20 protein-coding genes are annotated in these 19,198 nt (G+C 68.6%); 8 read left to right on the top strand and 12 right to left on the bottom strand.

Going from position 1 to position 19,198, the window contains the following annotated elements; translation table 11 throughout:
- The first annotated feature begins 229 nt into the window (after positions 1-229).
- Both IEX18_RS02025 and IEX18_RS02020 read left to right on the top strand, forming a co-directional pair.
- Positions 230-745, top strand: a complete 516-nt coding sequence (locus IEX18_RS02025; protein ID WP_188656992.1) for a thioredoxin family protein — start codon at positions 230-232, stop codon at positions 743-745.
- A 95-nt stretch (positions 746-840) separates the two neighbouring features.
- Positions 841-1,296: a TM2 domain-containing protein gene (locus tag IEX18_RS02020; RefSeq protein WP_188656991.1), complete on the top strand. Its 456-nt coding sequence runs from the start codon at positions 841-843 to the stop codon at positions 1,294-1,296.
- Positions 1,297-1,343: 47 nt separating this feature from the next.
- On the opposite strand, the gene purB is transcribed toward IEX18_RS02020, so the two are convergent.
- Positions 1,344-2,675, bottom strand: a complete 1,332-nt coding sequence (purB, locus tag IEX18_RS02015) for an adenylosuccinate lyase (protein ID WP_188656990.1) — start codon at positions 2,673-2,675, stop codon at positions 1,344-1,346.
- Between the two features lie 209 nt (positions 2,676-2,884).
- Here purB and IEX18_RS02010 point away from each other — a divergent pair, with 209 nt between their 5' ends.
- Positions 2,885-3,349 carry an EF-hand domain-containing protein gene (locus IEX18_RS02010; protein WP_188656989.1) on the top strand — a complete coding sequence of 155 codons (465 nt, stop codon included), beginning with the start codon at positions 2,885-2,887 and terminating at the stop codon, positions 3,347-3,349.
- 242 nt (positions 3,350-3,591) lie between these two features.
- Here IEX18_RS02010 and radC read toward each other — a convergent pair whose 3' ends face one another.
- The gene (gene radC / locus IEX18_RS02005) at positions 3,592-4,278 is read right to left on the bottom strand and encodes a RadC family protein (RefSeq protein WP_188656988.1); all 687 of its coding nucleotides are present in this window, start codon (positions 4,276-4,278) and stop codon (positions 3,592-3,594) included.
- 90 nt (positions 4,279-4,368) lie between these two features.
- On the opposite strand from radC, the gene IEX18_RS02000 reads away from it, so the two are divergent.
- The 4 genes from IEX18_RS02000 (at position 4,369) to IEX18_RS01985 (ending at position 6,696) form a co-directional block, all read left to right on the top strand.
- Positions 4,369-4,716 (top strand): HesB/IscA family protein, encoded by a 348-nt coding sequence (locus tag IEX18_RS02000; RefSeq protein ID WP_188656987.1) that lies wholly within the window; start codon positions 4,369-4,371, stop codon positions 4,714-4,716.
- A 1-nt stretch (position 4,717) separates the two neighbouring features.
- The gene (gene xth / locus IEX18_RS01995; protein WP_188656986.1) at positions 4,718-5,488 is read left to right on the top strand and encodes an exodeoxyribonuclease III; all 771 of its coding nucleotides are present in this window, start codon (positions 4,718-4,720) and stop codon (positions 5,486-5,488) included.
- On the top strand, positions 5,485-6,273 hold the full coding sequence (locus tag IEX18_RS01990) for a transporter (protein WP_188656985.1): 789 nt from the start codon (positions 5,485-5,487) through the stop codon (positions 6,271-6,273). The genes xth and IEX18_RS01990 overlap by 4 nt, the downstream gene beginning before the upstream one ends.
- A gap of 156 nt (positions 6,274-6,429) precedes the next feature.
- The gene (locus IEX18_RS01985; protein WP_188656984.1) at positions 6,430-6,696 is read left to right on the top strand and encodes a hypothetical protein; all 267 of its coding nucleotides are present in this window, start codon (positions 6,430-6,432) and stop codon (positions 6,694-6,696) included.
- 385 nt (positions 6,697-7,081) lie between these two features.
- Here the strand turns inward: IEX18_RS01985 and IEX18_RS01980 are convergent, their stop codons facing one another.
- Positions 7,082-8,233 (bottom strand): N-acetyltransferase, encoded by a 1,152-nt coding sequence (locus IEX18_RS01980; RefSeq protein ID WP_188656983.1) that lies wholly within the window; start codon positions 8,231-8,233, stop codon positions 7,082-7,084.
- A gap of 133 nt (positions 8,234-8,366) precedes the next feature.
- On the opposite strand from IEX18_RS01980, the gene IEX18_RS01975 reads away from it, so the two are divergent.
- Positions 8,367-9,449 carry a fatty acid desaturase family protein gene (locus IEX18_RS01975; RefSeq protein ID WP_188657786.1) on the top strand — a complete coding sequence of 361 codons (1,083 nt, stop codon included), beginning with the start codon at positions 8,367-8,369 and terminating at the stop codon, positions 9,447-9,449.
- 126 nt (positions 9,450-9,575) lie between these two features.
- Here IEX18_RS01975 and lptG read toward each other — a convergent pair whose 3' ends face one another.
- From lptG to obgE, 9 genes are all read right to left on the bottom strand, one after another.
- Positions 9,576-10,664: an LPS export ABC transporter permease LptG gene (gene lptG, locus IEX18_RS01970; protein ID WP_229664303.1), complete on the bottom strand. Its 1,089-nt coding sequence runs from the start codon at positions 10,662-10,664 to the stop codon at positions 9,576-9,578.
- The gene (lptF, locus tag IEX18_RS01965) at positions 10,661-11,872 is read right to left on the bottom strand and encodes an LPS export ABC transporter permease LptF (protein WP_188656982.1); all 1,212 of its coding nucleotides are present in this window, start codon (positions 11,870-11,872) and stop codon (positions 10,661-10,663) included. Before lptF ends, lptG begins: the two co-directional genes overlap by 4 nt.
- An 85-nt stretch (positions 11,873-11,957) precedes the next feature.
- Complete coding sequence (locus IEX18_RS01960; RefSeq protein WP_188657784.1) at positions 11,958-13,826, bottom strand: ATP-binding protein; 1,869 nt, start codon at positions 13,824-13,826, stop codon at positions 11,958-11,960.
- A 117-nt stretch (positions 13,827-13,943) separates the two neighbouring features.
- Positions 13,944-15,206: a serine palmitoyltransferase gene (spt, locus tag IEX18_RS01955; protein WP_229664302.1), complete on the bottom strand. Its 1,263-nt coding sequence runs from the start codon at positions 15,204-15,206 to the stop codon at positions 13,944-13,946.
- Positions 15,203-15,451: an acyl carrier protein gene (locus IEX18_RS01950; RefSeq protein ID WP_188656981.1), complete on the bottom strand. Its 249-nt coding sequence runs from the start codon at positions 15,449-15,451 to the stop codon at positions 15,203-15,205. The genes spt and IEX18_RS01950 overlap by 4 nt, the downstream gene beginning before the upstream one ends.
- A gap of 37 nt (positions 15,452-15,488) precedes the next feature.
- Positions 15,489-16,385, bottom strand: a complete 897-nt coding sequence (locus IEX18_RS01945) for an NAD-dependent epimerase/dehydratase family protein (RefSeq protein WP_229664301.1) — start codon at positions 16,383-16,385, stop codon at positions 15,489-15,491.
- Positions 16,382-17,482, bottom strand: coding sequence for a glutamate 5-kinase (proB, locus tag IEX18_RS01940; RefSeq protein WP_188656980.1), 1,101 nt, complete (start codon positions 17,480-17,482; stop codon positions 16,382-16,384). Before proB ends, IEX18_RS01945 begins: the two co-directional genes overlap by 4 nt.
- A gap of 32 nt (positions 17,483-17,514) precedes the next feature.
- Positions 17,515-18,072 (bottom strand): Uma2 family endonuclease, encoded by a 558-nt coding sequence (locus IEX18_RS01935; protein ID WP_188656978.1) that lies wholly within the window; start codon positions 18,070-18,072, stop codon positions 17,515-17,517.
- A gap of 36 nt (positions 18,073-18,108) precedes the next feature.
- Entirely contained in the window at positions 18,109-19,155 is a 1,047-nt protein-coding gene (gene obgE / locus IEX18_RS01930) for a GTPase ObgE (protein ID WP_188656976.1), read from the bottom strand.
- Positions 19,156-19,198 lie beyond the last annotated feature (43 nt).

Genomic DNA, 19,198 nt, shown 5'->3' with positions numbered 1-19,198 from the left:
GTCTCGCTTTTGCCCTCGCTGGGATGTCGCTGGGCGCGATCTGGAATTCGCTGATCCGGATACGCCCCGCCACGTATCCTGCCGGCGGTCGACCCCGCAAGAAGGCCGGCGTGACCCCGAGGCTTTCGCGACGATCCCATACCCGCCGGTCGGCACCTGAAATCAATCCTTGCTTGCGCGTCCACCGCCATGGCCAGATGCTGCCGACGCCTACAGTTGAGGAACCCGCATGTCCCGTCGCCTGATCCTGTCCCTTTGCGCCACGTTGGGAATCGCAGCTGCCGCCATCGCCGCGCCGGTCAGCGCGCCGCGCGTGCCGATCGCGAGTTTCGATGCGCTGCCCAAGCCGCTGCCGCTGCCCTATCATGCGGGTGACGCGAAGGCGCAGGTGGCGGCTGCCCGCGCGCGGGCCCTGAAAGGGCACAAGCGGCTGCTGATCGACCTGGGCGGCAACTGGTGCCTCGACTGCCGGTTGCTGGCGGGCGTGATGGAGCTGCCCCAGATGCGCGGGTTCGTCGCGAAGCATTTCGAGGTGGTGACGGTGGATGTCGGCCGCTTCGATGCCAATTTGAATATCCCCGCGCATTACGGCATCACCGGTCGGCTCGCCGGGGTGCCGGCGCTGCTCATCGTCGATCCGAAGAGCGACCGGCTCATCAACAAGGGCCGGGAGACCGCATTGGCGGACGCGCGCAGCCTGACCCCTCAGGCGCTGGCGGACTGGCTGGCGGGTTGGGCGGCCTGATCGGATGGCGGGTCGCTCCGGCCCGCAGCGCCGCCTGGGGCTTGCCTTGATCCGCGGGCACGGCATCATGATCCGCTCAGCATAGAGGGCGATCGATGCGCGGGCAGGTCTTGGGGGTGGACGTACGGACGGGCGAGGGGATGGTCGCGGGCGAAGACGGCCGCCGTTACCGATTCTCGGCCGGCGACTGGGCGACGCGGGGTGAGCCCGCGGTCGGCATGGCGGTCGATTTCGAGGAGCGCGACGATCGTGCGCTGAGCGTCTTCCCGCTGCCCACCGTTCCAGGGCACGCGGTGCCCCCTGTCGCCCCGCCGGAACCCCGGACCAGTGACCGGAACAAATATATCGCCGCGGTGCTCGCCCTGTTCCTGGGGCCGCTCGGCATCCATCGCTTCTACCTCGGCCGGAACGGCAGCGGGGTGCTGATGCTGCTGCTGTCCGTCACGATCATCGGCCTGATCGTGACGGGGCTCTGGTCGTTCATCGACGCGGTGCGCTACCTGATCATGTCCGATCGCGAGTTCGCGCACCGCTATTCCCGCCTTGGCTAGAAGCTGATCCGGCCCGGCGCGGCAGCAACCGCACCCAGCCGAACCAGTCAGGCCCGCCCGTCCCCGGCCTCGCCGAAGACGCGGGCGAAGATCGTGTCGACATGCTTGTAGTGATAGTCGAGGTCGAAACGCGCCTCGATTGCCTCGGCGGGCAGGGCGGCCCCGACCTCCGGATCGGCCTTGAGCAGGTCCATCAGCGATAGCGCGCCGTCCGACTCCCACACCTTCATCGCGTTGCGCTGGACGAGGCGATAGGCGTCCTCGCGGCTGACGCCCGCCTGGGTCAGGGCGAGCAGCACGCGCTGCGAATGGACGAGGCCGCCCATCCGGTCGAGATTCTTCTGCATGCGCGCCGGATAGACGAGCAACTTGTCGATGACCCCGGTCAGCCGCGCGAGGGCGAAATCGAGCGTGATCGTCGCATCCGGGCCGATATAACGCTCCACCGACGAATGGCTGATGTCGCGCTCGTGCCAGAGCGCGACATTTTCGAGCGCCGGCGTGACATAGCCACGCACCATGCGGGCAAGGCCGGTCAGGTTCTCGGTCAGCACCGGGTTGCGCTTGTGCGGCATCGCCGACGAGCCCTTCTGACCCGGCGAGAAATACTCCTCCGCTTCCAGGACCTCGGTCCGCTGGAGATGGCGGACTTCGGTCGCGAGCCGCTCGATCGAGCTGGCGATGACCCCCAGTGTCGCGAAGAACATCGCGTGCCGGTCGCGCGGGATCACCTGGGTCGAGACGGGCTCGACCGAGAGGCCGAGCTTGCCGGCGACATACTCCTCCACAAAGGGGTCGATATTGGCGAAGGTACCCACCGCCCCCGAAATGGCGCAGGTCGCCACATCGGCCCGCGCGGCGACGAGGCGGGTGCGGTTGCGATCGAACTCGGCATAGGCCTGCGCCAGCTTCAGGCCGAAGGTCACCGGCTCGGCATGGATGCCGTGGCTGCGCCCGATCGTCGGGGTCAGCTTGTGCTCGAAGGCGCGGCGCTTCAACACCTCCAAAAGGCGATCGAGGTCCGCGATCAGGATGTCGGACGCCCGGGCCAGCTGCACCGCGAGGCAGGTGTCGAGCACGTCCGACGACGTCATGCCCTGGTGCAGGAAGCGCGCCTCCGGCCCGGTCCGCTCGGCGACATGGGTCAGGAAGGCGATGACGTCGTGCTTGGTCTCCGCCTCGATCGCGTCGATCCGGGCGACGTCGAAGGGGCCGGCGGCGGTGTCGGCTTCCCAGATCCGGGCGGCAGCTTCCTGCGGCACGACTCCGAGCTTCGCGAGCGCGTCCGTGGCGTGCGCCTCGATCTCGAACCAGATGCGAAAGCGGCTCTCCGGGGTCCAGATCGCGGCCATGTCGGGGCGGGAATAGCGCGGAATCATGTGTGTCTCTCGTCCTGCTTTGGCCACGGGCCGTCGTGCTCTCCCCTCGGCGGGAGCCTGAAGAGGCCGTTAGCAGCATGCGGCCAGCCCTTCAAACCGGAACCGGAACCGACTATCTGAAGTTCTGCACCCGGTTTTGAAAGCACCGGCGCCCTCGAGTGAAATATTCCTGTCGAGGAATGCCGGTGCAGCCATAGAGGAGAGTTATCATGCTCAAGATGATGCTTTTGGCTGGTTCGATGACGATCGCTGCGCCTGTTATGGCGCAAACGACGGCTCCGGCCCCGGCAACGCCGCCGGCCACCGATGCAACTGCACAGTCCGCGCCGACGACTGCACCAGCCGCGCCGGCTACCGCAGACTCTGCACAGCCCGCCGCGCCCGCTTCGACGACCGATACGGCGTCGGCACAGCCCGCTGGCGAGACCCAGGTCGCTTCGGCCGTCGACTCGCAGTTCGGCACCTATGACAAGAATGGCGACGGCAAGCTCAGCCGCGCCGAGTTCTCGGAATGGATGGTCGCGCTGAAGACGGCGAGCGATCCCGCCACCAAGGCGGAAAGCGCCGAGACGAAGAAGTGGCTGACCGCTGCGTTCGCGCAGGCGGACAAGGACAAGAACAAGGCGCTGGACAAGGCGGAGGTCACCGGCTTCCTCCAGCAGGGCCAGTCCTGAACCTGACGCTGTCGTGACAGCAGCGTGATCGGCGCCGCCGGGTCTTCGCGATCCGGCGGCGCTTCGCGTTTGTGGGCGGGAGAGGGGCGCGCAGAGGTGTGGAGGACGCGGAGAAGGATTGAAAGGCACACCGGTGCCGCGTCGTCTACTTCATCATGAACGGTTTTGAACCGCGCTCGTGGTTAGGCCAAAACACCTTTGCGTCCTCTGCGCCTCTGCGCGAAACCCTTGTCTGCCCGATTCTAGATCAACCCCTGTGCCCGCAGCGACACATGCCCCCGCGTCCCGATGATCAGGTGATCGTGAACGGCGATGTTCAGCCGCTTGCCGGCCTCGATGATCGAGCGGGTGACCTCGATATCGGCGCGGCTGGGGGAGGGGTCGCCAGAGGGGTGGTTGTGGACGAGGATGATCGCCGCCGAACCGATCTCCAGGGCGCGACGGATCACTTCGCGCACATGCACTGCCGCCTCGTCGAGCGTGCCCTGGCTCATCACCTCGTCGCGAATCAGCATGTTGCGGGTACTGAGGTGGAGGACGCGAAAACGCTCGACGCCGTGATGCGCCATGTCGGCCCGCAAATAGTCGAGGAGCGCCTGCCAGTTGCCGAGGATCGGCCGCGCGGCGACCTCCGTGGCGAGCAGGCGATTGGCGGCGGCGCAAGCGATGCGGATCGCGGCGGCGGCGCCATCGCCCATGCCGTCGACCCGGCGCAGCGCGTCGGCCTCTGCCGCGAACAGCCCGCCCAGACCGCCGAATTCCGTCAGCAGCGCCTTGGCCAGCGGCTTGGTATCGCGCCGCGGAATGGCGAGCGCGAGCAGATACTCGACCAGTTCATGATCGAGCAGCCCCTTCGGATCGGCGAGCAACCGCGCGCGCAGCCGCGCGCGGTGGCCGGCATGGTCCTCCTGTCCGTCCGCGTCCCCCATCGCCCTCGCCATGACGGGCGGGCCCCGAGCTATCAAGCCGCCAAGATCGGCTCGGTTGCCGCATCCCGGGACACCGCCTATCTGTCACCCATGGCTACCGCACCGATCCTGTCTGCCGACATCTCGCTCAGCCCCGCCGCCGCCGCGCGCGTCGCGGCGATCGCGGCCAGGCAGAACAAGCCCGCCATCCTGCGCCTGTCGGTGGAGGGCGGCGGTTGCTCGGGCTTCCAGTACCGCTTCGGGCTCGCCGATGCGCCGGACGGAGACGATCTGATCGCGGAGACCGACGGCGTTCGGCTCGTGGTCGACTCGATCAGCCTGGACCTCGTCCGCGGGGCGCAGGTCGACTTCGTCGAGTCGCTCGGTGGCGCGGCATTCCGGGTCGACAATCCGCAGGCGGCGTCGGGTTGCGGCTGCGGCACCAGCTTCTCGGTCTGACGTGAAGGTCGTCACCTACAACGTCAACGGCATCAAGGCGCGGCTGCCGCGCGTGATCGAGTATCTCGCCGAGGCGCAGCCCGACATCGTCTGCCTCCAGGAACTGAAATCGGCCGACGAGGGCTTTCCGATCGCCGAGGTCGAAGCCGCCGGCTATGGCGCGGTGTGGCACGGGCAGAAGGCCTGGAACGGGGTCGCGGTGCTTGCCCGCGGGAAGACGCCGGTCGAGCGGCATCGCGGGCTGGCCGGCGAGCCGGACGACGAGCATAGCCGCTATCTCGAATGCGAGATCGAGGGGCTCGTCGTCGCCTCTCTCTACCTGCCCAACGGCAATCCGCGTCCCGGTCCCAAGTTCGACTACAAGCTGCGCTGGATGGAGCGCCTCGCGGCGCGCGCACGCGACCTCTTGGCCGAAGAGGTTCCGGCGATCCTCGCCGGCGACTATAACGTCATCCCCAATGACGACGACACCTTCTCCGTCCGCGCGATGGCGGAGGATGCGCTGATGCAGCCCGAAAGCCGTGCCGCCTATCGTCGCCTCGTGGCGCAGGGCTGGACCGACGCCCTGCGCACCCGGCACCCGACCGGCGGCGTCTGGACCTTCTGGGACTATCAGGGGGGCGCGTGGCAGCGGGACGCAGGGTTCCGCATCGATCATCTGCTGCTCAGTCCCCAGGCGGCCGACCGGCTCGTCGATGCCGGCGTCGACAAGGACTATCGCGCGCGGGAGAAGGCGAGCGATCACGCGCCGACCTGGGTGCGCCTGCGGTGATCGGCCGCATCGCGCTCATCGCCGCCACGCTCCTGACGCCCGCTCTCGCTCACGCCGAGGATCTTTGTACCGAGCGTCCCGGCCTCGGCACCTCCGCCTGCACGATCGGCACCGGACATGTGCAGGTCGCGACGGGCCTCGCCGAATGGACGCGGGAGCGCGAGGACGGAGAGCGCCGCGACACGGTGGTGATCGGTTCGACCAGCCTGCGGATCGGCGTGGGGGAGGCGAGCGAGCTGCGGCTCGGCTGGACGCCCTATGCGCAGGAGCGCGAACGGGCTGCGGACGGCTCGGTGGAGACCCACGGAGGCGTCGGTGACCTGCGGCTGGGCTTCAAGCAGAACCTGATGAATCCCGACGGCCATGGCCTGTCGGTGGCGCTACTGCCCTTCGCCATCCTTCCGACCGGCCGCCCGCCGGCGGGCGCAGGAACCTGGCATGCGGGGCTGATCGCGCCGGTGACCTGGGACGCGTCGGACTCGATCCAGCTGGAGTTCACGCCCGAGGTCGAGGCCGCCGCGAACGAAAGCGGGCACGGCCGCCATCTCGCCTATAGCAGCGTCGTCGGCGCCGAGTGGGAGGCAAGCAAGGCCATCCATCTCGTCGCGGAGGTGCAGGCCGAGCGCGACAATGACCCGGATGAGCATCGTACCGAATGGCTGGCCGGTCTGGCGGCGGGATGGCGGCCGACCGAGCGGCTGCAATTCGATGTCGGTACCGCGGCCGGCCTCAACCACGATGCGCCGGGCCTGCGGGTCTATGGCGGGGTGGTGGCGCAGTTCTGACGATCCGCCACCAATCGGCGGATCGCGCCAACAGGCGGTATATTGAACTAACACACCAATCTCGGAAATGGCGGGATTCAGCCATTTTTGAAGTTGGCACGGGGTCTGCAAAGCCCTGGATGCGGCCGCCGCCGCCATCCAAAGGGAGTGAAGACCATGTTTGCCAGCACCAAGATCATCGCCTCCGTCGCCGTTGCCAGCCTGTTTGCGGGCACCGCCATGGCCGCCGCACCCGACACGGCGAGCGCCGCGGCCTCGGCTCCTGCCGCGACCGGCAAGACGAGCCGCGCGGACAATCCCGACCAGCGCTACTGCGTCGTCAACGACGTCACCGGCTCGCGTCTCGCCCATCGCGAGTGCCGCGCGCTGAGCGACTGGCAGGCCCAGGGCATCGATCCGCGCCTGCTGCCGCGCCGTCGCTGATGCGCGCCGACGGGCCCCGCGTCGCAGGCGCGGGGCCGAGGGGCGGACCATCGGATCCTTTTCCGCGGATGCGGGACCTCTGCGAAAGTCGCGCCGTCATGCCGGACCTGTTCCGGCATCCATGGCACCACACATGCACAAGCCGTGGATTCTGCGGATCGGTTGATCCCGGAGCACGTCCGGGATGACGAGTTGAAGGGGTTACCGTCGCGACGTTCGCAGAGGTCTTGCGGATGCGGGCCGTCACCGGGCTGACCCACTGTTCCGTTCGTGCCGAGCCCGTCGAAGCACTGCCTCTCTTCGCCCAGCAGGCGCTCCGGACAGGCTTCGACAAGCTCACGGCGAAAGGAGGGGATACGTCCTGAGCGGAGCGGGACGGCTCGCCTCAGATCCCCCGCTCATAGATCTGGTAGGTCTTGTTGACGCGGCTCTGGATCGTCTCCGCGATCGAGCGCATCCCCTGATTGTCCTCCAGGATCCAGCCGATCTCGCCGCGGCTGGCGCCATATCGCGTCACCGAGGCGAGGCGGATATATTCGATCATCATGAAGGCCAGCTGGCTCGCCATGCGCGAGGACTGCAGCTCCTTCACCACGCCCATCAGCGGCACGCGCATCGTCCGAACCTGGGGGCGGCGCAGCCAGAGCAGCAGCTTCGCCCAGCCGAAGGGCAGGAGCGATCCCTTGAGCGGCTTCAGCGGCTCGTTAAGGTCGGGCAGGGTGATCATGAAGGCGACCGGCTTGCCGTCCAGCTCGGCGATGCGGATCAGGTCGTTGAACACGATCGGCTTCAGCTTGACGCCGACGTCCTTGATCTCGGGCGGGGTGAGCGGCACGAAGCCCCAATTGTCCGACCATGCATCGTTGAGGATGTGGAGGATGATCGCCGCCTCTTCCTCGAACTTCGACTTGTCGACCTCGCGCACATGGATGCGCGGGTTGCGCTCGCCCGACTGGATGATCCGCTGCACGATCGGCGGGAATTTCTGCGTGATGTCCAGCTCATAGGTGTAGAGCGTCTTGACCGGCGCATAGCCCGCCCGCTCGATCCAGCCGCGATATTCGGGCTTGGCATGACCCATCATCACCGTCGGCGGATGATCGTATCCGTCGATCAGCAGGCCCGGCTCCTCCCAGATCGACTGGGAGATCGGACCGAGCGCGCGAGTCATGCCCTGCTCGCGCAGCCACTGTTCCGCCGCGGCGAGCAGGGCGGTGAAGACTTCCTCGCGCTCGGCATCCATCAGGCCCCACTGGCCGACCCCGGGGCCGAAGCCGAGCGACGGATCGAGCGTCAGCGCCAGCGTGTCGATATGCGCGGAAATCCGCCCGACGGCGCGCCCGTACTGCTCGGCGAGGAACAGCTGCGCCCTGGCATGGCTGTACCAGCCGTTCTTCTCGGGCGTGATCAGGCCGAGGGCTTCCGACTTGAGCGGCGCGACCCAGTTCGGATCGTCGGCGTAAAGTCGAAAGGGCAGTTCGACGAAAGCCTTACGGTCTCGCTTGCTGTCGATCTTGCGGATGATCACGTCAGCCATGCCCAAACACCCCCGGTCATATGATCGCGGGTCTGTAAACGGCAGGACCGATCATGGCGAGTGAGGATTCTGTCATCGCCTGCGGCTGTCAAAGCCATGCTGTCGCCACTATCTGGAGGCAATGAGCGAGGCCATGACCAGCACGATCACCTTCGACCGCGCCGTCACAGCGACGGGCGCCACGTCCACCCGCGTCGCCGACGACAAGGCGATGCTCCGCGCGGCGGCCGATCTGACGCGCGAATTGTCGCAGCCGAAGCCGGCCGTGTATTGGGGCGATCTGATCGCATCCTGCGGGATCGGCTATGGCGCGCTGGTGGTGGCGGCCAGCGCATCGTCAACGGCGATCGTAACCGTCGCCGCGATCGTGTCGGTCCTGGCGCTGTATCGCGCGATGAGCTTCATCCATGAGGTGAGCCACATGAAGCACAGCGCGCTGCCGGGCTTTCGCGCCGGGTGGAACGCGCTGGTCGGCGTGCCGATGCTGATCCCGTCCTTCATGTACGAGGGCGTGCACAATCTCCATCATGCCAAGACCCGCTATGGCACGGCGGAGGATCCGGAATATCTGCCGCTCGCGCTCATGAAGCCGTGGACCCTGCCGCTGTTCATCGTCGTGTCGGCGCTGGCGCCGGTCGGGCTGCTCATCCGCTTCGCGGTCCTGTCGCCGCTGTCGCTGCTGTCCCCGCGCCTGCGCACCGCCGTGGTGGAGCGTTTCTCCGCGCTCGCGATCAACCCGCAATTCCGCCGTCGTGCCCCGGAGGGCGAGGCGAAGCGGCTGTGGGACCGGGTCGAGACGGCCGCCAGCCTCTGGGCGATCGCGCTGATCGCGATGGCGGCGACCGGCATCATCCCGCTGCGGTCCTTTGCGATCATCCTCGGCATCGCCGCGGCCGTCGCGGTGCTCAACCAGGTGCGCACGCTGGTCGCGCATCTGTGGGAGAATGAGGGCGAGCCGATGAGCGTCACGGCGCAGTATCTCGATTCGGTCAACGTGCCGCCGCCGACGCTGCTGCCCGGCCTCTGGGCGCCGGTGGGCCTGCGCTATCATGCGCTCCACCACCTGATCCCCAGCGTACCCTACCACGCGCTGGGCGAAGCGCACCGCCGGCTGACCGCGCTGCTGGAACCCGGCTCGCCCTATCACAAGGCGAGCTATACGGGCCTGCCGGTGCTAGTCGGTCGCATCGCGCGGAGCACGATGATCCGGCGCTAGAGCCTGCACCGTTCGGACCATCCCGTCGTCATCCCAGCGAAGGCTGGGATCTCCCGGTTTGGCGCGAAGCAGGAGCCGCAGGAAGCCCCAGCCTGCGCTGGGGCGACGATTCCGGCCAAGTGGCCGCTATTCCTCGGTGCGGAACAGCACCGCTTCGCCGATCAGGAAGAAGAGCAGGAAGGGCGCCCAGGCCGCGAGGAACGGCGGGTACGCGCCGAGATTGCCCATAGCGAGCGCGAAATTGTCCGCGACGAAATAGGCGAAGCCCAGCGCCATGCCGATCACGGCGCGGACGAAGAGCTTGCCCGAGCGGGCGATGCCGAACGCCGCGACCGCTCCCAGCAGCGGCATCAGGATCGACGACAGCGGCCCCGACAGCTTGTGCCACAGGGCGCCGTCGAGCGCCTTGGTCGGGCGGCCCGACTCCGCCAAATCGTCGATCGCGGACTCGAGCTGGTCGAAGGGCAGGCTGTCCGGATCGACCGAGGCAAGGGTGAACTGGTCGGGCCGGACCCCGCGCCCGATCACGACCGCGCCGATCTGCGACAGCTTGCCGGTCGCCACCTCGAACCGTGTGGCCGGTGCGATTTGCCAGCCGTCGCCGTCGCGCCGGCCGCGCGGCGCGCGGACGATCGACTGCAGATTGCCGCCGGCGCGGTCGTAGAGCGTCACCCCGCCGAGCAGCGCCTGGTCGCCGCGGCCCTTGATCTGGTCGACCTGGATCAGGTCGTCGCCGTCGCGCACCCAGACGTTCGACCGGTCGCCCCGGTCGAACGGCATGACCCCGTAATCGACCTTCTCCCACTGGGTCAGCGTCGCGGTCGCGCGGGTCACGATCCGCTCGTTGAAGACGAAGGAGACGCCGGCGACGCCGAGGCTGGCCACGATCAGCGGCGCGAGCACCTGATGCGCCGAGAGGCCGGCGGCCTTGAGCGCGATGATCTCGCTGTTCTGGTTCATGGTGATGAGCGTCAGGATCGTCCCGAGCAGCACCGAGAAGGGCAGGAAGCGGGCGATGATCTGGGGTGCGCGCAGCGAGACATAGGTCAGGATCTGCGCCTGCCCGTTGCCCGGAACCGACAGGATGTCGCCCGACTCGCTCAGCAGGTCGAGCGCCTGGAGCACCAAGACCAGCGCGAACAGGATGGCGAAGGTGCGCGTCAGGAACAGCCGCGCCATGTAGATGGCGACGGTGCGCGAGGGAAAGAAGCTCATGCCGGCTGTTCTCCGGGGATCGGGGCGCGCTTGCGGCCGGGCAGGCGCCGCGTCACCGCCTTGACGATCGAGGCGAAGCCCCGCTCCAGCGCGGCGATCGGCTGGCCGCCGGGCACATAGGCGATCTGCCAGTACATCCACACCACCAGCGCGGTGAAGATCGCGAAGGGCGTCCAGAGCGCCACCGCCGGATCGACCGCACCGCGCTCACCCACGCTCTGCGCATATTCGAGCAGCTTGAAGAAGGTGACGATCATCACGACGGCCAGGAACACGCCGAGCGCCGAGGAGGAGCGCTTCGGCGGCACGCCCAGCGCGACCGCCAGCATCGGCAGCAGGAACATGGTCGCGACCTCGGCTAGGCGGAAGTGGAACTCCGCACGACTGGTATCGCGCTGCTTTTCCGTCATCGCGTTGCTGTGCCCCAGCCGGGCGAGTTCGGGCAGCGTGAACTCCAGGCTCCGCTCGCCGCGCTGCCGGAAGCTCTCGAACCGCGGAAGGTCGATCGGGAGGTCGTGCGCCGTGAACTGCAGCACCCGCGGCGTGCGGAAGTCGGGATGGTTGTGGATCAGCGTGCCGTTGTTGAGGCGGAAGATGATGACGTTGGGGTCGTCGGTCGCCATGAAGCGGCCGCGTTCCGCCGTCACGGCGATCCAGTCGTTCTTGGGCGTCTGGACATGGACGAAGATGCCGGCGAGATCGCGGCCGCTGTCGCGGCTCTGCTCGATCCGCAGCGTCATGCGGCTGCCGAGGTTGGTGAATTCGCCGACCTTGATCGAGGCGCCGAGCGCGCCGGTGCGCAGCTCGAAGCGCAACTGCTCGTAATAGTATCGGGCCTGAGGCTGGACGAAGCCGAGGATCAGGATGTTCACGATGGCGAGACCGACCGCATACATGAAGGGGATGCGCAGCAGCCGGTTGAAGCTCATCCCGACCCCGCGCATCACGTCGAGCTCGGACGACGTCGCCAGGCGGCGGAACGCGAGGAGGATGCCGAGCAACAGGCCGATCGGGATGCCGAGGCCGAGATATTCGGGCAGCAGATTGGCGAGCATCCGCCACACGACGCTGACCGGCCCGCCCTGCGTCGCGACGAAGTCGAACAGCCGCAGCATCCGGTCGAGCATCAGCAGCATCGCCGCGATCACCAGGGTCGCGAGCAGCGGCAGCGCGATCAGCCGCGCCATGTAGCGATCGATCGATTTCATCGCGCCCGCGGTATCGCCCGTCTCGGCCGGGCGCCAGCCGATTTTGCGGCGGAGCGGCGGATGATGGCGGCGGGGGGCGGCGGCGCTATTCCGCGGCGATCGGCTCGGCGGGCAGGCGCTGGCCCCGCATGGCCTCCGCGATGGCGCGCTCGAGCCGGGCCAGGGTGAAGGGCTTGCGCAGGACCTGATGGATGCCCAGCTCGCTGCCGGCGCCCTCGCCCGCATAACCCGTGACGAACAGGACGGCGAGATGGGGGAAGCGGTCGCGCAGCCCCGCGACCATCTCCGGCCCGGTCTGGCGGGGCATCAGCACGTCGGACACGAGCAGCGTCACCCGGGGATGCCGGGCGAGAAGGTCGGGCACCGCGAGGGGATCGTCGCAGCCGATCGCGCGGTGCCCCAACTCCTCGAGAGCGCCGAGCGTGGCGGCGAGGACGCGCGGATCGTCCTCGACGACCAGCACGTCGAGCCCGACCGTCTCGGTCTCGATCCGGGCCGGCTGCTCCTCCACCACCGCGGCCATGGGCGCGACGAGATCGCGGGGCAGGTAGAGGGTGACGGTCGTGCCCCGGCCCGGCGCGGTGTCGATCGCGATCTCGCCCGACAGTCCCTGCACGAACGCGAAGATCTGGCTGAGCCCCAGGCCGGTGCCCTTGCCCTTTTCCTTGGTGGTGAAGAACGGCTCGAACACCCGCTCGACCACGTCCGGCGTCATGCCGCAGCCCTCGTCGGCGACCGACAGCGCGACATAGTCGCCCGCCGCGCAGGCCCCGACCTGTCCGGCGGCCAGCCGGCGGGCGGCGGTGGTGACGCGGATCGTGCCACGGCCGCCCATCGCGTCCCGCGCGTTGACCGCGAGGTTGAGCACGGCATTTTCCAGCTGCACGCGATCGGCGCGGACGCGCCAGCCGTCCGCCTCGTGCCGCACGTCGAGCGTGATCGCATCGCCCAGCGTGCGGTCGAGCAGCTCGGACATGGCGTCGATCAGCTCCGCCGCGGCGATCGATTCGGGGTTGAGCGGCTCCTCCCGGCTGAAGGCGAGCAGGCGACGGGTCAGCGCGGCGGCGCGGCTGGCGCCTTCGGCGGCATTCTCCAGATGCCGCTCCGCTCCGGCGGGGTCGGTGGCGATGTGACGGCGCGCCAGCTCCAGTCCGCCCAGAACCACGGCAAGCATGTTATTGAAATCATGGGCGATCCCGCCGGTCAACTGCCCGACGGCCTCCATCTTCTGGACCTGGCGCAGCACGGCTTCGCGCGCCTGCAGCGCGCTGGTCGCCTCCGCGACTGCGCTGGCGAGCGCCTCCGCCCGTTCCCGCGCCGCCGCGGCCTCGTCACGCGCCCGCGTGCGCTCGTTGACGGCCCGCACCGACAGCCAGCCGAGCACGATGACGCCCAGGACCAGCGCCAGCCCGAAGGTCGCGAGGATGCTGGCGATCAGGCTCGATCGCGCCACCGATTTGCTGGCGTTGGCGACCCGGCTGTCGAGCAATCGCCGCTCGCGCGCGATGATCCGGTCGAGCTCGCCATTGATGGTCATCAGCGCGCGTGCCTTGCGCGACTGGTAGTAGCGGGCCAGCGCCTGCGAGTTGCGGCCATAGGTGGTCGACAGCGCGGTTTCGGACAGGTCCTGCCCGCGCGCCTCATAGGCCTTGCGCAGGCGGCGTATCGACGGGTCCTGCGCGGCATTGTCGCTGGTCAGCTGGTCGAGCCGGTCGATCTGCGATTCGGCCAGGCGCCAGTCGTCGAAATAGAGCTGGCCCATCGCCCGGTCGCCGGAAATGACGTAGCGGCCGAGCGACGCCTCCGACCGCGCGATCGTTCCTGCCAGCGAACGGGCGAGGATCATCACGTCATAGCTGTGGCGCTGGAGCTCGAGCGCATGGTCCCGCTCCCGGTTCGCACCCCGCAGCGTTATGGTTAACGCGACCAGCACAGCGCCTGCCAGCAGCGCCATCGCGACCAGCGATATCGTCTGCCACAGCCCGGCGCCCCCCGGCGCTTTCGTGTCGCTTTCCCGCTCCACCGTGTCCCTTGTACCCGCTTGGCGGCCTTCGCGATAGCCGCTAGTCCGTCAGGCGATCACGCCGGTAGCCCGTCCTGCCGCGGCGAACCGCTCCAGCACGGCCGCGATCTGCGCGGGCGTGTGCTCCGCGCAGATGGAGCAGCGCAGCAGAAAGGTCCCGGCCGGGGTCGCCGGCGGCCTGGCGACGTTGACATAGAGACCGCTGAGCAGCAGCGCCTGCCACATCGCCACCGCCTGGGTCTGGTCCTCCAGGATCACCGCGACGATGGCGCTGTCGCACGTCTCGGTGCCGATGTTGAAGCCCAGCGCCTTCAGCCCGCCATGCAGGTTGCGGGCATTGTCCCACAACCGCGCGCGCTTCTCATGCGCGACCTTGAGCTTGCGGATCGAGGCCGCCGCCGTCGCGACGACCGAGGGCGGCAGGCTGGCGGTGAAGATATAGGGGCGGCAGGCGAGGCGGATCGCCTCGAACTTCGGATGGTTCGACACGCAGAAGCCGCCGACCGTGCCCACCGACTTGGAGAAGGTGCCGACGATGAAGTCGACCTCGCCCTCGCAGCCCTGCGCCTCGTACACGCCGCGGCCGTTGGGGCCGTAGAAGCCCATGGAGTGCGCCTCGTCCGACAGCACCATCGCGCCATGCTTCTTGGCGACCGCGACCATCTCCTTGAGCGGGGCGACGTCGCCCAGCATCGAATAGACGCCCTCCAGCACCACCAGCTTGCCCGCGTCCTTCGGCAGGCGGCCGAGGCGGCGGTCGAGATCCTCGACGCTGTTGTGGCGGAAGCGGACGATTTCCGCGTAGCCCTGCTTGCAGCCGTCATAGATCGATGCATGGCTGTCGGCATCGAGGATGACATAGTCGCCCTTGCCCGCCAGGGTGGAGATCATGCCCAGATTGGCCATATAGCCGGTCGAGAAGACGATCGCGCCCGTGGTGCCGTAGAAGTCGCGCAGCGCCTCTTCCGCCTCGATATGGTCGCGGAAGGTGCCGTTGAGCATGCGGCTGCCATTGGTGCCCGACCCGAAATTCTCCAGCGCCGTGCGGCCTGCGGCGATGACGTCCGGGTCGAAGGTCATGCCCATATAGTTGTAGGTGCCGAGCAGGATCGTCTCGCGACCGTCGATCACCGCTTCGGTCGGGCTCCTGACCTCTTCCATCACGATCGCGAACGGATCGATGACGCCGCTGTCGATCAGCTTCTGCCGCTCGGCAATCAGCGGATCGAACTTCGCCATCAGGTCGCCGGCCGTCGGCGCGGCAGCGGGCGCGGCGGGAAGCGTCTCGGTCTGGAGCCCGGTCTCGGTCACTGCGTGTCCTTCAGCTTGGCGACGGCATCGACCAGCTGGCCGACGGTCTCGATCTCCGCCTGCATGTTCATCGTGATGACGATGTCGAATTCGTCCTCGATCGCCGCGACGAAATCCATCACGGTCAGGCTGTCCCACTCCAGATCGCTCTGGAAGCTGGTCGCCTCGGTCAGCGCGACGCCCTTCTTGTTAAAGGGTTCGATCTGCGCGGTGACGGTGTCTAAGATGCTCGGGCGGTCGCTCATGAAAAATCCTTGGGCAGCAAATGCGGCAAGGTTGCGGCTATAACAGGCCCTGCGCGCGATACCATCGCGCGGTATCGGCCAGCCCCTGGGTCGTCGGCACTTCCGGCCGCCAGAGAGCGGCGGGGGGGCGGCGGGCCGGATCGATCCGCCAGTCGGGATGGCAGAAATAGGAGACGCGATCGCGCGTCAGCCGCGCAGCGTCGCCGCGCAGCCGGCCGTCGACCCAGGCCGCCAGCCGCAACAGGGCGGGCGGCAGGTGCAGCGGCAGGACGCGCTGCCCGACGGCGGCGCCGATGGCCCGGGCATAGGCGGCGTGGGTCCAGCCTTCGCTGCCGTCATCGGCTTCGTATATCGTGCGCGGGGCCTCTTGCGTCGCGAGCGTGAGCAGCAGCCGCGCCAGATCCTCGACCGCGATCAGCGACAGGAATCCGGGCGGCGGCAGCAGCGCCAGCCCCCGCCGCGCGAGCCTGTAGAGGTCGAGCTGGTCGAGATCGCCGGGGCCGAAGATGCCGGGCGGACGGACGATCGTCCAGGGCAGGGCAGAGGCCTCGACCAGTCGCTCCGCCTCCGCCTTGGACCAGCCATAGTCCGAAAGCCCCGGCTCGCGGGCGGCGAGCGACGAGACATGGACGAAGCGGGCGATGCCGCGCGAGGCGGCGAGCACTGCGCGGGTCCCCTCGACATTGCCGGCCACGAAGGCCGAGCGATCGGGCGCGTTGACCACGCCGGCGACATGGATGACCGCATCGGCTCCGCGCGCCAGTTCGCACAAGGCTCCGTCATCCTCCAGCGAACCGGCGACCCAGTGCAGGCCCGCCCGGTCGGGTTGCGGGCGGCGGGCGAGGGCGCGGACGTGGTGGCCGGCGGCGAGCGCCTGCGCGACGACCGCCTTGCCGACGAAGCCGGTCGCGCCGGTCATCGCGATGACGGTCACAGCAGCGCCAGATGGTTGCGGTGGACGAGGGCGGCGCGCGGTTCGTGGCCGAGGATCGCGGCCTGTTCGTCGCTCTGCCGGCCGAGCAGGCGCGCGGCGTCCGCGGCGTCATATTCGGACAGGCCGCGGGCAACGACCCCGGCCGGGCCCTCGATCGTCACCAGATCGCCGCGGCCGAACGCGCCTTCGATCCGCACGGCTCCGGCTGCGAGCAGGCTGCCGCCGGCGACGATCGCCCGGGCGGCGCCGGCATCGACATGGATCGCGCCGGCGGCGGTGATGCCGCCGGCCAGCCAGGCCTTGCGCGCGGATGCCACGCGCTCCGCCGCGAACAGCGTATGGCGCCGCGCCTCGCCAAGCGGCCGATCGACGCGGCCGGAGGCGATGGCGAGCGGGATGCCTGCCCCGGTCGCGATCCGCGCCGCGGCGATCTTCGAGGTCATGCCGCCCGATCCCATGCCCGAGGCGGAGCGGGTATCGGCCATCGCCTCCACCTTCGCATCGATGCGCGCGACGGTCGAGATATGGACGGCGCCGGGCTCGGCCGGATTGCGATCGTAGAGGCCGTCGATGTCGGACAGCAGGACGACGCCATGGGCGCCGGCCGCCTGCGCCACGCGGGCGGCGAGGCGGTCGTTGTCACCGAAGCGGATCTCGGCGGTGGCGACGCTGTCATTCTCGTTGATGACCGGCACCACGCCGAGTCCCAGCAACCGCCCCAGCGTCGCCGCGGCGTTGAGATATCGCCGCCGGTCCTCCAGATCGCCCAGCGTGACGAGCATCTGCGCCGCCGTCAGTCCCTCGGCACCCAGCACCTCCGCCCAAATGCGGCTGAGGGCGATCTGCCCGGTCGCCGCGGCGGCCTGCGCATCTTCGAGGCTGGCCCGGCCGCCCTTTGCGAGGCCGAGGCGGCGCGCGCCCAGGGCGATCGCGCCGGACGAGACCACCGCCACCTGCTGCCCCGCCCGGCTGCGCGCGCCGATGTCGGCGGCGATCCCGGCCAGCCATTGCGCACGCACCGCCCCGTCCGGATCGACGAGCAGCGCCGAGCCGATCTTGACGACCAGTCGTCGGCAGGAGGCGGGTGGAAACAGCATCGCCTCCCGTTAGCGCGGGCGTGCCCCCGCGATCAATCGCGCGCGAACATCTCGGCGTGCGGCAATGTCGTGCCGAGCGCGGGGAGGGGGACGTCGAACGGCGCATCATGCGCCACGTCGCTCCAGCCGTGCGGCCCGGTCCGCTGGATGACCCGGACGCGCTCGGTGGCGATATCGACGAACAGGATCGTGTCGATACTGTCCATCGCCTGATATTCGTACAGCTTCACGCGCAAATCGGTGCGGGCGGTGCCGGCCGACAGAACCTCGACGACAAGGCGGGGATCGTCAAAGGCCTTGAGCGCGTCATTGGCCGGATCGCTGCGCCCGCAAAACACGCTGACGTCCGGGTAGCGGATCGACAGATCGTGCGTCCGTACCGCCATGTCGGAGTTATAGGGGCGGCATCCGCTGCCGCGCAGCCGTTCTGCAAGCGCTATAAGGATGTTCGTCTGTACCTGCGCGTGGCGGGCTGATCCGCCCGCCATCATGCGAATGACCCCGTTATCGAGCTCCGCCTTCCGTTCCCCGAAGTCGATTTCGAGGAAGTCCTTCGCAGTCAGCAGCGGATAGTCAATTTGCGTCGCCATACCTGTTGATACCATTTGCGCGCGACCGCCGCATCCTCAAACCGGCGACCACTCCACCACGTCCTCGCCCTCATCGTCGTCCGCGACGGCGCCGGGCGCAGGGCCGATCGCCTCGATCAGATTGTCGAGCACCCAGTCCACGCCCGTGCCCGCCGCACCGGACAGCGGGATGACCGGGCCGCCGCTCGCCTCCTCCAGCTCGGCGGACAGGGCGGCGATCAGCTCTTCGTCGAGCGTGTCGATCTTGTTCAGCGCGACGACCTGCGGCTTTTCCGCCAGACCCGCCCCATAGGCCTCGAGCTCCTCGCGCACGATGCGATAGCTTTCAGCGACGTCCTCGCCATTGGCGTCGACCAGATGAAGCAGCACGCGGCAGCGTTCGATGTGACCGAGGAACCGGTCGCCGATCCCGGCGCCGTCCGCGGCGCCCTCGATCAGGCCGGGGATGTCCGCGATCACGAACTCGCGTCCCTTGTGCCGCACCACGCCGAGCTGGGGGCGGGTGGTGGTGAAGGCATATTCGCCGACCTTCGCCTGCGCATTGGTGACGGCGTTGATGAAGGTCGACTTGCCGGCATTGGGCAGGCCGACAAGGCCCGCATCGGCCAGCAGCTTCAGCCGCAGCCAGACCCACGCCTCTTCATACGGCCATCCGGTGCCGTGCTGGCGCGGCGCGCGGTTGGTCGAGGTCTTGTAGCTGGCATTGCCGCGCCCGCCGTCGCCGCCGCGCAGGAACACCTCGCGCTGGCCCACCCTGGTGAAGTCCAGCAGCACCTCTTCCTTGTCCTCCGACAGGATCTGGGTGCCGACGGGAACCTGGATCACCAGATCGTCGCCGCCGCCGCCGGTCCGGTTGCCGCCGGACCCGCCCTGGCCGCGCGGGGCCCGGAAATGCTGGGTGTAGCGAAAGTCGATCAGCGTATTGAGGCCGGCCACCGCCTCGAACACGATGTCGCCGCCCTTCCCGCCATTGCCGCCGTCGGGGCCGCCATACTCGATGAACTTCTCGCGCCGGAAGCTGACCGCGCCGGGGCCACCGGCGCCCGAGCGGACGAAGATCTTGGCCTGATCCAGAAAATGCATGGCGCGCGTGTACCGAGTTAGCGCCGCTAAATCGAGACGCTAC

It is taken from the genome of Sphingomonas metalli (assembly GCF_014641735.1).
Classification (GTDB): domain Bacteria; phylum Pseudomonadota; class Alphaproteobacteria; order Sphingomonadales; family Sphingomonadaceae; genus Sphingomonas; species Sphingomonas metalli.
This window is presented reverse-complemented; position numbering and strand designations above follow the sequence as displayed.